This is a genomic window from Gimesia sp. (assembly GCF_048262075.1).
Classification (GTDB): Bacteria; Planctomycetota; Planctomycetia; order Planctomycetales; family Planctomycetaceae; genus Gimesia.
Genome location: NZ_JBLXFK010000023.1, coordinates 32,816 through 45,105, shown reverse-complemented (window position 1 = coordinate 45,105; position 12,290 = coordinate 32,816). Strand labels below are relative to the sequence as shown.

10 protein-coding genes are annotated in these 12,290 nt (G+C 50.3%); 4 read left to right on the top strand and 6 right to left on the bottom strand.

All coding sequences use genetic code 11. From position 1 onward, the window contains the following. Positions 1–13: 13 nt before the first annotated feature. From ACN0YH_RS26470 to ACN0YH_RS26445, 6 genes are all read right to left on the bottom strand, one after another. Positions 14–1,372 carry a glycerate kinase type-2 family protein gene (locus tag ACN0YH_RS26470; protein ID WP_417382612.1) on the bottom strand — a complete coding sequence of 453 codons (1,359 nt, stop codon included), beginning with the start codon at positions 1,370–1,372 and terminating at the stop codon, positions 14–16. Positions 1,373–1,512: 140 nt separating this feature from the next. After that, entirely contained in the window at positions 1,513–2,070 is a 558-nt protein-coding gene (locus ACN0YH_RS26465; RefSeq protein ID WP_417382611.1) for a hypothetical protein, read from the bottom strand. Beyond that, entirely contained in the window at positions 2,070–2,288 is a 219-nt protein-coding gene (locus ACN0YH_RS26460) for a hypothetical protein (protein ID WP_145227090.1), read from the bottom strand. Before ACN0YH_RS26460 ends, ACN0YH_RS26465 begins: the two co-directional genes overlap by 1 nt. A gap of 352 nt (positions 2,289–2,640) precedes the next feature. Continuing rightward, positions 2,641–3,294 carry an HAD family hydrolase gene (locus ACN0YH_RS26455; RefSeq protein ID WP_417382610.1) on the bottom strand — a complete coding sequence of 218 codons (654 nt, stop codon included), beginning with the start codon at positions 3,292–3,294 and terminating at the stop codon, positions 2,641–2,643. Positions 3,295–3,322: 28 nt separating this feature from the next. After that, the gene (locus ACN0YH_RS26450) at positions 3,323–3,637 is read right to left on the bottom strand and encodes a Rieske (2Fe-2S) protein (RefSeq protein WP_417382609.1); all 315 of its coding nucleotides are present in this window, start codon (positions 3,635–3,637) and stop codon (positions 3,323–3,325) included. A 121-nt stretch (positions 3,638–3,758) separates the two neighbouring features. Next, positions 3,759–4,739 carry a lysophospholipid acyltransferase family protein gene (locus ACN0YH_RS26445; RefSeq protein ID WP_417382608.1) on the bottom strand — a complete coding sequence of 327 codons (981 nt, stop codon included), beginning with the start codon at positions 4,737–4,739 and terminating at the stop codon, positions 3,759–3,761. Positions 4,740–5,100: 361 nt separating this feature from the next. Between ACN0YH_RS26445 and ACN0YH_RS26440 the strand changes: the two genes are divergently transcribed. From ACN0YH_RS26440 to ACN0YH_RS26425, 4 genes are all read left to right on the top strand, one after another. Next, a complete protein-coding gene (locus ACN0YH_RS26440; protein ID WP_417382607.1) occupies positions 5,101–5,499 on the top strand; it encodes a hypothetical protein in 399 nt (132 codons plus the stop codon). 149 nt (positions 5,500–5,648) lie between these two features. After that, positions 5,649–8,462: a multiheme c-type cytochrome gene (locus tag ACN0YH_RS26435; RefSeq protein WP_417382606.1), complete on the top strand. Its 2,814-nt coding sequence runs from the start codon at positions 5,649–5,651 to the stop codon at positions 8,460–8,462. Between the two features lie 66 nt (positions 8,463–8,528). Next, positions 8,529–10,436 (top strand): CRTAC1 family protein, encoded by a 1,908-nt coding sequence (locus ACN0YH_RS26430; RefSeq protein ID WP_417382605.1) that lies wholly within the window; start codon positions 8,529–8,531, stop codon positions 10,434–10,436. Positions 10,437–10,865: 429 nt separating this feature from the next. Beyond that, complete coding sequence (locus ACN0YH_RS26425; RefSeq protein ID WP_417382604.1) at positions 10,866–12,164, top strand: DUF1501 domain-containing protein; 1,299 nt, start codon at positions 10,866–10,868, stop codon at positions 12,162–12,164. Positions 12,165–12,290: the final 126 nt, after the last annotated feature.

Here is a 12,290-nt window from a genome sequence, read left to right as displayed (position 1 = left end):
TTTAGCGGAATTTTCATTCAACAATCACCACCCGCAAATCCATCACGTTAGTCTGAGTAGCGCCCGTTTTCAGGAGACTCCCTGTTTCTGCCAGAATGGGATACGCATTATGGTCTCGTAAATACAGCGCGGGATTCAGCCGCAGTTCCTGTGCACGTTTCAGGCTGTGCTCATCCAGAATTCCACCGGCTGCATCTGTTGGGCCATCTTCACCATCAGTGCCTCCAGACAGGATACAGAATCCGGAGAGCGATTCATCCCAGAGACGCTGCATCGCAGCCAGTACTAGTTCCTGATTGCGGCCCCCCTTCCCTGGATGGGGAGACGACGATAAATCAACAACCGGTTCCCCTCCACTGAGAATACAGGCAGGGCGATGTACCGGTCCTGTCCCGGCCTGTAACTGCAGACAAAGTTCAGCCAGTTCCATCCCGGTTTCTGCGGCAGCACCTTCGTTTTCCGAGCCAAGAGAATAGACTTCATATCCCAACGCCAGAGCCTGTTCTGAAGCCGCCTCCAGGGCTGTCGCGTTATTGCCAATAATCTGATTGAACACAGTCGCCTGATTGACCGACTTTTGAGGATGTACTGTTGGCGTCCCTGACTGTAAGACACTCCAGACACTATCGGGAATCTGCGCCGGATCAGAGACAAACCGCTGCAGAACCTGTAATGCATCCTGAGGCGTTGAAGCATCGGCCACTGTCGGGCCGGAAGCAATCAGATCAAGAGGGTCGCCGACTATATCTGAAATAATCAAGGCAAACAAATGACGGCAGCCCGCTGCTTGAGCCAGCCGCCCCCCTTTCACGGCTGAGATCTGTTTGCGGACACAATTCAATTCCTGAATGGTGGCCCCCGAGGACATCAGCAACCGCGTTACAAGCTGTTTATCTTCCAGTGTCACTGGCGGCAGCGGTGCAGGTAGCAAAGCACTCCCGCCACCGGAAATCAAGACGATACAGATATCATCCGGTTGCAGATTCGACATTTTCTTCAGGATCTGACGGGCGCCATACACGCCTTCCGCAGTCGGTTCGTTCAGGCTCGCAGGTCGCGCTGGATATAGATGAATCTTTGAAAGCGGGCGAACACAATCCGCGGGAACATTCACCCAGCCGGTTGTTCTTTCAGCCAGCGATGAACCCCGAAGTGCAACTTCCACGCCTGCTGCCATCCCACTACCCGCTTTACCAGCCCCTGTCACCAGCAGGCGTTCATGCCCCTGCAACGGAATGGTGTGCCCGCAGATTGTCAGTTCCTGGTCTGTCACCTGGATGGCATGGGAGACCAGCGTTTCAGAGTCGACTGCTCTGACTCCGGATTTCCAGATCTGAAAAGCACGCTGAGCAGTTGAAGATGCCTGCGACATCAATACCTCACATAAAAGAGAAAAGCAGAACGGCTGATTGCCAGATTACTTTTCGTATCTCCGTGGTTTAACAGGAATGTTAAATGACCGGGAGGCACACTGATCGAGATCCGGTATCTGCTTGAGCAAAAGCATACTTTTCAGGGAGCTGCCTGATCCGAACCCGAGTCCTCCACAGTTGTATTTAACGAACGTGCCAGTTCTTTTGCAAGTACACGTCCCTGGACCTCTGCAGGGGGGACTCCCTCCTCAGTCAATTTTTTCCGGGCCAGTTCATCTTCCTGATCATACCAGAGGGGATCTACTTTAGCCTGGGTGATTTCAGAAACTTTCCAGACCCCCGTCTGGCTTTTAACCAGATGAATGTCGGGCTTGATCGCATAACCGTTTTTCTGAATCTGTACACGGACCTGGGCAGTAGAACCGTTTAATTTGACGTCCAGCACGCGACATTCAAGCGGCAGGGGATCTTTATGAGAGTCCTGGTTCAGCTTCTTCGCCAGATCCGCTTTTTCAGGTGTAAGCAGAGCGCGAATCCGTGATTCATTCCCTGTTTCCAGAGCGTCCACAAACTCAAGCGCAATCTGCTTCACCTGGTAATGCTCGTAGAATCGTTGTGCGCCCATGACGACCAGGTAGAGACCTGCTGCCACGAGTACACCAATCAGAAATTTCTGCGAGAGAGGTCTGTTGGCCATCAGGCGCCCGGGCGGAGATGGCTGTAAGCTGCTAAAATGGCGTAGAGATCCGAGGGAATCTTTACTTCGTCTTCTGAAAAATCAGAGATCCAGGTACGACGATAGTAAACTGCTTCCGCCAAAGCATCTGCAATTTCCCCAAATCGAACATTGACCAGACTGTCTTTCTGTTCGAGCGTTTCTTCTTCACCTGTAAAAATTCGAAGCCGATGTTGCATGGAAAGGATCCTTCCTATATCGAACTCAATGATTTCCGGACCGGCTGAATCCACAGCCAGGCAGAGGCCATTCTCTGCAAACCAGTATCATTTTGATTGAGCTGAACAAAACAGGAAACCGGAATTTACTCCAGCCTCATCTTAATTATCGGCTTAATCAATTTAGCTTCTTGACTGAAAAGTTCAGTTTTTTTTGATTTTATCGGCTGTAAGGTCTTCCCAGACCCACCACTTTAAAATCGACGATGTAAGAATTACCAGTCCTCCGGCGTAATTCGCGCATTGAGCTGGCAATGAGAATCATCAAACAGCAATCTTTGCCGGCTGAATTGGAGCCAGGCTGCGTGTTGAATCAGGAAAGTGACGACTGCAGCCCGAGTAAGGCGGGTAGTTCATACATTGAGCGAAACGTTTTTGCCCCGTGTGATTCCAGTTCAACCGGTGAACTGTGGTCGGCATAACCGAGCACGGGGATGCCGGCGGCGACTGCGGCTTGCACTCCGAGTTTACTGTCTTCAATCACCACGCACTCGCTCGGCTGCACTCCCATCTGGTCAGCGGCAAAAAGATACAGATCGGGTTCAGGTTTCCAGACACCTACCGTATAGGCGGAATAAATGCGGCCCTCAAAATAACGAGACAGATCGGTGATACTCAATGTGAGTGCCATCTTCTCTTCCGGTCCATTCGAAGCGACACATTTCGTCATGGGAATTGCTTCCAGCGCTTCACGGACTCCTTGAATGGCCTGTAGTTCACTCTTAAAGACTTTCGCCATCCGGGCACGGACCTGAGTAGCAAAATCTGCCGGTAGCTTTGCAGCCATCTGATCTTCGACAACCGCCAGACAATCGGCCAGCTTGCCCCCCTTGAACTGTTCAACCGCCTGTTCGGGAGAAAGTGGAAAACCGATATCCGAAATCATCTCGGCCAGAACGCGATTCCCCAGGGTTTCGCTGTCGACCAGAACACCATCACAATCAAATATCACCGCTTTGTATTTCATGTCGCCTGTTAACTCGCTGCTGGATTCTCTATGACTCAGGTAGTTCGATATAAATTCCGTCCTCTTCCACAAAGACGGGATAAGTCGGGTGACACAGGCGTTCATTCAGACAATGTTTGCCGGTGGTGACATCAAACTGCCAGCCATGCCAGGGACAGGTTACAACATTACCCGTGAGTGCCCCTTCTCCCAGGGGACCGCCTGCATGCGGACAGACACCATCCATTGCATAATATTCACCATCCACATGAAACACCGCAATAATCCGGTCTTCAGCGACATACTCACCTGCCTGCCCTTCAGGGATGGCGGTCAGGTCGGCGATCCGTATTTTTTTGCCCATGACTGTCTCCGGTTTGGCTACCTGTTCACTGGATGCGAGGTCTCATTAGGAACAGATGGCAACTCCTTCTGCATTGTGACCTCTGATAGCGGTTGTAGTGCAGATCAGCGCGTGAATCAATTCAGGCTGCCTTTTTTTCCGGAATCGTTTCTCTCTGGCGATTCTTTTTCGCACGGACCCGTGGCTCACTTTTCCAGCGACGGTGTACCCAGAAATACTGTTCCGGTGATTTGCGAACTGCGTTTTCCAAAGCTGTTGTAAACTGCTGAGTGATTTCTCCGACCGGATCTTTAGAGACACACTGGGTGGAATCGATCAGTTGCTCGCAGCCCATTTCGAACTTGACCCACTGATTATTTTCAAAATCATCGGGTAGTCTACGGGCATAGCCTACACAGATATAAGCTCGATACTCCAAAGCCAGCAGAGCAATTGATTTGAAGGTAGAAGCAGGTTTGCCAAAAAAATCAACGAATAAACCACGTTTGCCTGCATCCTGATCGCCGAGCAATGCCAGATGTCCGCGGCGTTCGATCGTCGCGATCATATCGTCGTAGCCCCCTTTTTTCGCCATTGCGCGATGCCCGGTATGCTGACGAAATTTCTCAAACCATTCATTCAGGAAGGGATTGTCCAGCTCTCGAGCGACCACTCCCATCGGAAAGCCAAACAGCCCAAACACGGAAACCGCAATCTCCCAGTTTCCATAGTGGCCGCTTAACAGAATCACTGGTCTGCCGGAACAAAGTGCCGTAATCAACTCCGGCGGATAATCAAAGTCCAGCACATCGAAGATATTTCCCCGATGCAGTTTGCGCGGCAGTTGAATAATTTCCACTACCATGCGAAACAGGTGCGTCCACATCTGATAGATGGTCTGGTCAACTTCCTGATCAGAGAGTTCATCACCTAAAGCGGTCCGCAGATTGGCTGCTGCCACATGATAACGGGTCAGCTTGCGGGGCAGACAACGATGGACCACAAATGCCATCCCTTTTGCCAGTTTCACCGATTCTCTCAGCGGTAATGATCTGACGACACAAACCAGTGTGCGGAAAATCAGATATTCCAGTCGGTATCTTGCCATGCGCCAATTAATCATGTGATCGTTCCCCCCAGACTTCCCTGCTGTGATTACCCGCTTCTTCCTGAAGATCAAACGGGATCGATTTCAACTGAAACCCAGAGGCAGGCTCACGTTAACTCTTCAGATCTACAATCAAAGAGAGGCCGTTCTGTTCCTGGAATCAGTCTCAAAGTCGTAAAAGTGTCTACAGAATCGGGTTTTTCGTCAAGCCCCATCTTGAACCCTGTCTACCTGACATCAAATTCAATCGATTTTTACTAAAACAGAACAGGATCAATTATTTTTTGCTCGGAATTGAACGGCTGACAGAGTATATTTATAAAGAGTGATAAATATATTCAGTTCAGTTTTCTTTTTGTTTCTTCCTGTAATTTCCATGGTTTATCGATCTTCATCCGCGTTGCGTCTGCTGCTGATTGCAGTAGCCGTCTGCGCTGTGAATCTGATGTCGCTCGAATCCGCACAGGCGACCTGTGGAGATTATCTGTCCCATGCAGGTCAGCATGACACTTCGGTGACTGATCTGCTCACAGAGCCCGCACAGATGCCACCCGCGATGCCCTGCTCGGGTCCCGGCTGTCAAAAACAGCGCCCCGACTCTACTCCGGAAGCGCCCACACTTGTGATCACGGTTCTCAAACCAGCCTGCCCTGTCGGCTCCAAAATGCTGAAATTTGAACAACGGCAAAGCAGACTCGTATCCTGCCCCACATTACTGTGTTCGTCAGCGAACCGTGCACGCATCGACCGTCCTCCCCAACTCTCTGGCCTCTGAAACATCGGATACAGGGACATCGTCTCTGTTGTTTCATGAAACTTGCCTGCGCGAACTGTTCCACTCAACGGTTTTGCCTGCGCTTTGATTAAGTGCAGTTTTACTGCAAGTTTTCCCCATAGCCAATTAGTGCAGGACCTCTTGTCGATATGTCAACCACCGATTCTTCCACGGCGGAAGCGAAACCCCGTCGTATCGTCCGCAAAGCCATCGGACCGAAATTACGTAAAGTTCTCTATCTGCTCTTTTTCATGGTGGCATTGCTGGGCGCCAATTCGATCTACCTGGTCAGCATTACCGTCTATGACTGGTTGAGTGGAGAGACTCTGGAAAACTGGTTCTACCAGTACATGTTTCTTGCACATTTGATCCTGGGGCTGGTGTTACTGGCTCCCTTTATCCTGTTTGGCATCGTACACATTTATAACACGAAGAACCGTCTCAACCGCCGTGCTGTCCGCGTGGGATACGGACTGTTCTTTATTTCCTGCCTGGTACTGGTTTCCGGAATCTTATTGTTACGCATTGGTTCCTTCGACATGAAAAACCCGACCGCGCGATCAATTACATACTGGTGTCATGTGATCGCGCCGGTGTTTGCCCTCTGGATGTATTGGCTGCATCGACTGGTCGGGCCCAAGATTAAGTGGAAGGCCGGTCTCTCCTACATGGGGTTGATAACGGCAATGGTGGTTGGCATGCTGATGTTCCATTCTTCCGATCCCCGCAAATGGAATGTGGTGGGCCCCAAATCAGGCGAGAAATATTTCTTCCCCTCACTCTCCCGGACTTCAACAGGCGACTTCATTCCCGCAAAAGCTTTGATGATGGATGACTATTGTCAGAAATGTCATCCGGATACACACGCCGACTGGAAAAACAGCGTCCATCACATCAGCTCGTTTAACAATCCCACCTACCTCGCTTCTGTAAGAGAAACCCGCAAAGTCTCATTTGAGCGGGACGGAAATCTGCAGGCCTCCCGCTTCTGTGCCGGTTGCCACGATCCGGTTCCCTTCTTCAGTGGTGCCTTTGATGATCCCAATTTTGATGATATCAATCACATTACTTCGCAAGCGGGAATTACCTGCACGAGCTGCCATGCCATTACAAACATCAACAGCGTGCGCGGCAACAGCGACTATACCATTGAAGAACCCATCCATTATCCGTTTGCCTACAGTGACAATTCTTTTCTGCAATGGGTGAATAATCAGCTGGTGAAAGCCAAGCCGGCGTTTCATAAGAAAACATTCCTGAAAGACCTTCACAAATCGACGGAGTTCTGTGGCAGCTGCCATAAAGTGCATCTGCCGGAAGAATTGAACCAATATAAGTTCCTCCGCGGGCAGAACCATTACGATTCCTTTTTGTTAAGCGGTGTATCCGGCCATGGGGCACGCAGTTTTTACTATCCCCCCAAAGCCCAGGAGAACTGCAACAAGTGTCACATGCCAGCCAAGCCATCCGATGACTTCGGCGCAGGGCACTTCTATGATTCGAAAGAACTCAGTGTTCACAATCATCTGTTCCCGGCCGCGAATACCGGCATCGCCGCATTACGCAATGATCCGGAAACAGTCGCCATTCATCAGGCCTTCCTCAAAGATAATCTTCGTGTTGATTTCTTCGGCATTCGAGAAGAAGGTCACATTGAAGGAAAACTGATTGCACCGCTGCGACCGGAAGTCCCCACGCTGAAAGCAGGCAACAAATATCTGCTCGAAACAGTACTCCGTACTTTAAAAGTCGGACATCACTTTACCCAGGGAACAGCCGACTCCAATGAGATCTGGCTGGATGTGACGGTCAAAAGCGGCGATCGAATCATTGGACGCAGCGGCTCACGCGAAGCAGACGGCACCGTCGACCCCTGGTCGCATTTTGTCAATGCCTTTGTCATTGATCGCGAAGGAAATCGTATCTCACGCCGGAACGCGCAAGATATTTTCATGGCGCTGTACAACAACCAGATGCCTCCGGGAGCGGGACAGGCCATACATTATGAACTGAATTTGCCTGACAATCTGACAGCACCGGTGACGGTCGAAGCCAAACTGCAGTATCGTAAATTTGATACGCACTATATGCAGTTTGTCGCGTCTTCACTGGAAGCAAAAGGCCAGAAATTGTCCTGGAAGGAAAAAGGGGTTCCTTATGTGAATACTCTGCCCATCACGACGATTGCCTCGGATTCCATTACGTTTCCGATCGAAGGGGTGACTGCGGAAGTGAAAAATAAGGAAGTCGAAATCCCGGTCTGGCAACGCTGGAACGATTATGGCATTGGCCTGTTTCTGAAAGGCAAAGCAGAGTTGCGCCAGGCAGCCGAAGCATTTGAGCAGGTCGATCAACTCGACCGTTACGATGGTTCATTAAATCTGGCGCGGGTGTACTTCACAGAAGGTCGCCTGGAAGATGCCGTCAATGCACTGAAGCGAACCGCTTCCTTCAGCAATCCGCCCGCACCACCTTGGACTCTCGCCTGGCTGAGTGGCAAAGTCAATCAGCAGCAGGGACACCTGGAAGAAGCAGAGAAAAACTTCCGCAGTGTTTTGGAAGACCAGACAGAAGAACGCACCCGCCGCGGGTTCGACTTTAGTAAAGACTACGTGGTCATCAATGATCTCGGACAAAACCTGTTTGATCAGGCCAAGCGGTTCCGCACGGAAGAAAACCGCGAACAGCGCGATCAACTGCTCAATCAGGCTGTCGAACAGTTCCAGAAAACACTGACCCTGGACCCGGAGAATGTCACCGCCCATTACGGCCTGTCTCTGGTTTATGATCAGTTGGAGCAACCGGAACTGTCTGACAAGCATCGGAAGCTGCATCAGAAATATAAGGTCGATGATACCGCACGGGGATTTGCGGAACGAAAAGCACGCGAAAAGTATCCTGCGGCCAACCACGCAGCAGAACAACCCGTGATTTATTCCTTAAACCGTACGGTCAAACCATAACGCATCGGCTCTCCACGCTGCCACACAGTGTGGAGAGCCGAATTTAGATAAACGAAAGCGATACTCATGTCAGACTTAAACCCTGATGACCTGAGCCCCGAACTGGAAATTGAAACTGAGCAGAATGATGAATCCATCGGTCGCGCATTCTGGTATTCCTTCTCGGTGATCCTGGTGATTGCCATTTGTGGCGGAAGCATTTATGCCTGGAAGCAAATGCAGCAGCCGGAGGAAATCGTGAAGGAAACTCCACTCTCTCTACCTGCTCAACGAAAAACGGAAGAAATCACGCTTCCCCAGATTCCGTTCACGGATATCACGGAAGAAGCAGGCATCCGCTTTGTTCACAATAATGGTGCCGCTGGCGAAAAACTGTTGCCAGAGACCATGGGTGGTGGCACCGCGTTTTTTGATTACGATAACGATGGTGATCAGGATTTACTGTTGGTAGGCTCACAGAGCTGGCCGTGGAGCAAGGCTGCAGAACAACAGGAATCGGTCCCATCACTGGCATTGTACCAGAATGATGGCTCGGGAATTTTCCAGGACGTCACCGAAGACATGGGCCTGAATCTGTCACTGTATGGCATGGGTGTTGCCTGTGGTGACTATGACAATGATGGTCGAATCGACTTATTTATCTCGTCACTGGGCAGTAATCTCCTGTTGAAAAATGAAGGAACCCGATTCAAAGATGTAACCGCACAGGCGGGAGTTGGCGGACCGGACCATCTCTGGAGTACCAGTTGTGGCTGGTTCGATTACGACCGGGATGGCGACCTGGACCTGCTCGTCTGCAATTATGTTGACTGGACTCCTGCTTACGACCGCGCGCAGAATTTTACTCTCAAGGGAGGCATCCGTGCTTATGGTCGTCCCCAGAACTTTAACGGCGTGAATCCCCTGCTCTATCAGAATCAGGGGAATGGTACATTCAAAGACATGACTGAGCAGGCGGGACTCAATCTCTTCTCGCCGGGAACCGGTGTACCACTGGCGAAATCCCTGGGGCTGAACTTCTACGATTTTGATGAAGATGGGTATCTTGATATCTTCATTACGAATGACACAGTCCAGAATTTGCTCTTCCGGAACCAGCAGGACGGAACCTTCAGCGAGACCGCGGCGCTCTCGGGAGTCGCTTATGACATGGATGGAAATGCCCGGGGAGCCATGGGGATCGACATCGCCACATTTCGGAATGATGCCACACAGGGAATTGCGATTGGGAACTTTGCCAATGAAATGACGGCCCTGTATACCTCCCCCGGAAAAGAGATGCAGTTCATCGACGAAGCAATTTCAAACGGCCTGGGTCCCCAGACACGACAGTCACTGACCTTTGGTATTTTCTTCTTTGATGCGGACCTGGATGGGCGTCTGGATCTGTTCTCAGCTAACGGACATCTGGAAGAAGATATTAATACTGTTCAGGAACGTCAGCATTACAAACAGGCCCCTCAACTCTTCTGGAATTGTGGTCCGCAGTATGCCACCGAGTTTGTTCCCCTGGATGAATCGCTGGTCGGCAAGGATTTTGTCGAGCCACTCGTAGGACGCGGCGCTACGTTTGGCGACATTGACGGCGATGGCGACCTGGATCTGGTCATCATGACCACGGGCAACAAACCCCGCCTGTTAAGAAATGATCAGCAGACAGGACACCACTGGGTCCGTTTTCATCTGTTCAGTGAAGGAAAACCGGACCAGGAAAGCTCCGTTGCTTCACCGCGTGATGCGTTGGGAGCACACATTCAGATCAGGACGGCTAGCGGAATACAAAACCGGACGGTGATGCCAACCAGAAGTTATCTGGCGCAAACCGAGCTACCAGTGACTTTTGGACTGGGAAAGGATGAAGAAATTCAATCGATCTCGATCAAATGGCCATCGGGAAAAGTGTCTTCTTTGGAAAATCTGAAACCCGATCAGCTGTATCGGATTTCAGAGCAATCCGGGCTTGTTGAAAAATAGCATCATCCCGGCGATATCCTTAGTTCGCTATTTCCTTGACTTGGCAGAAACTGGACAGTAAATCCTTGACATAATCGCATCAACTTTGTTTGATATATATGGTGTCAAGTTGTGTCTCGATTGCTGGATTTCAAAATTGTCCTTGAATTCCAACGAGTGAATCTGGCATAATACACCCAGGTGGTTTGAAAACGATTCCTTCCCCACTGGATTAATGTGTTAGTATTAGAAACATTACCAGAATCACCTGACAATAAACTCGGGACCCATTTAAAAATAGATCCGAGCCATCCGCCAGTAAAAACTGGCTATATTCCAACCTGATAAGATTTTAGTGCTCAATCCTGACTGCAAGTGTTAAGCCTCTGGCCCTTGAGAGCCACCAACCAGACACAAATTATCCCCACAATTGAAAATGGAGATTTCACTATGAGCTTGAGACAATCACGTCGCGACTTTTTGCATGTTGGTTTTGCGGGTGGAATCGGCCTGACTCTGCCCGACTTTCTCCGTATGAAAAGTGCCCAGGCAGAAATCAAAAAATACGAGTCCAAAGAGGGCACCGCGAAATCAGTTATCTTCATCTACCTTCCGGGTGGTGCCGCCCATCAGGAAACCTGGGACCCCAAACCTTATGCTCCCGTCGAGTATCGTGGCCCCATGGGTTCGATCGACACGAATGTGGCAGGCGTTCGTTTTAATGAAAAGCTGGCTAAGACAGCAAAAATTATGGATAAGCTGACTGTATGCCGATCCATGTCCCACGGCGAAGCAGCTCACGAACGGGGAACACATAATATGTTCACCGGCTATCGTCCCAGCCCCGCCTTGCAGTTCCCCAGTATGGGAAGTGTTGTGACTCATGAATTTGGTCCTAAAAACAGCATGCCTCAATATGTCTGTATTCCCAATCAGCCCAATGAGTTCGCAGGCACCGGTTATCTGAGTTCTTCTTTCGCCCCCTTCAGTGTGGGTGCAGACCCTGCTTCCAAAGGATTCAAGGTTCGCGATTTGAACCTGCCTGGTGGCGTTGACAACAACCGGTTTACCCGCCGTCGTTCTCTGCTGGGTGCCGTCAACGAGCACTTTGTCTCTAAAGAAAAAGCAGATTCCCTGGACGCCGTGGATACATTCTACAAACAGGCCTATGACATGGTCTCCTCCAAAGCATCACAGGAAGCATTTGACTTGGACAAAGAAGATGCCAAAGTCAGAGACGCTTATGGACGTAATCAGGCCGGTGCTCGCATGCTGCTGTCTCGTCGTCTGGTAGAAGCCGGGGCACGTTTCGTCACAATGACTTATGGTGGCTGGGACATGCACGACCGAATTCAGACCGGCATCGAGCGTAATGTGCCTTCCTTCGACCAGGCATTTTCGACTTTGATTACCGATCTCTATGATCGCGGATTGCTGGACAGCACCTTGGTCTGTGTCTGTAGTGAATTCGGACGTACTCCAAAAATCAACGGAACAGCTGGACGTGACCACTGGCCAAAAGTCTTCAGTGTCGTCATGGCTGGTGGTGGTGTGAAAGGTGGAAACGTCTACGGTTCATCTGATGCGATTGCCAGTGAACCCGAAGACAACCCACTGTCTGTAATGGACTGGGCAACCACCATTTACCACTGCATGGGTATTGTCGCTGATAAAGAACTGATGGCTCCCGGCGATCGTCCGATTGAAATTGTCGATGGCGGTAAAGTCGTGAAAGACCTGCTGGTTTAGAAAACCATCAGGTAAATCGAATTGAATGAATCAGAATTGTTAGCATGGGAACGACCGTTCCCATGCTGACATTCTTATTCAGACGGAAATAAAACTGATTCTCGAACATCAACATTCCAAGGGGGG

Excerpts from the sequence above, each read along its gene's own strand:
- ACN0YH_RS26465 (WP_417382611.1), bottom strand. The coding sequence starts at position 2,070 with ATGGCCAACAGACCTCTCTCGCAGAAATTTCTGATTGGTGTACTCGTG.
- ACN0YH_RS26430 (WP_417382605.1), top strand. The coding sequence starts at position 8,529 with ATGTCAGACTTAAACCCTGATGACCTGAGCCCCGAACTGGAAATTGAA.
- ACN0YH_RS26425 (WP_417382604.1), top strand. The coding sequence starts at position 10,866 with ATGAGCTTGAGACAATCACGTCGCGACTTTTTGCATGTTGGTTTTGCG.
- ACN0YH_RS26460 (WP_145227090.1), bottom strand. The coding sequence starts at position 2,288 with ATGCAACATCGGCTTCGAATTTTTACAGGTGAAGAAGAAACGCTCGAA.
- ACN0YH_RS26435 (WP_417382606.1), top strand. The coding sequence starts at position 5,649 with ATGTCAACCACCGATTCTTCCACGGCGGAAGCGAAACCCCGTCGTATC.
- ACN0YH_RS26445 (WP_417382608.1), bottom strand. The coding sequence starts at position 4,739 with ATGATTAATTGGCGCATGGCAAGATACCGACTGGAATATCTGATTTTC.
- ACN0YH_RS26450 (WP_417382609.1), bottom strand. The coding sequence starts at position 3,637 with ATGGGCAAAAAAATACGGATCGCCGACCTGACCGCCATCCCTGAAGGG.
- ACN0YH_RS26440 (WP_417382607.1), top strand. The coding sequence starts at position 5,101 with ATGGTTTATCGATCTTCATCCGCGTTGCGTCTGCTGCTGATTGCAGTA.
- ACN0YH_RS26470 (WP_417382612.1), bottom strand. The coding sequence starts at position 1,372 with ATGTCGCAGGCATCTTCAACTGCTCAGCGTGCTTTTCAGATCTGGAAA.
- ACN0YH_RS26455 (WP_417382610.1), bottom strand. The coding sequence starts at position 3,294 with ATGAAATACAAAGCGGTGATATTTGATTGTGATGGTGTTCTGGTCGAC.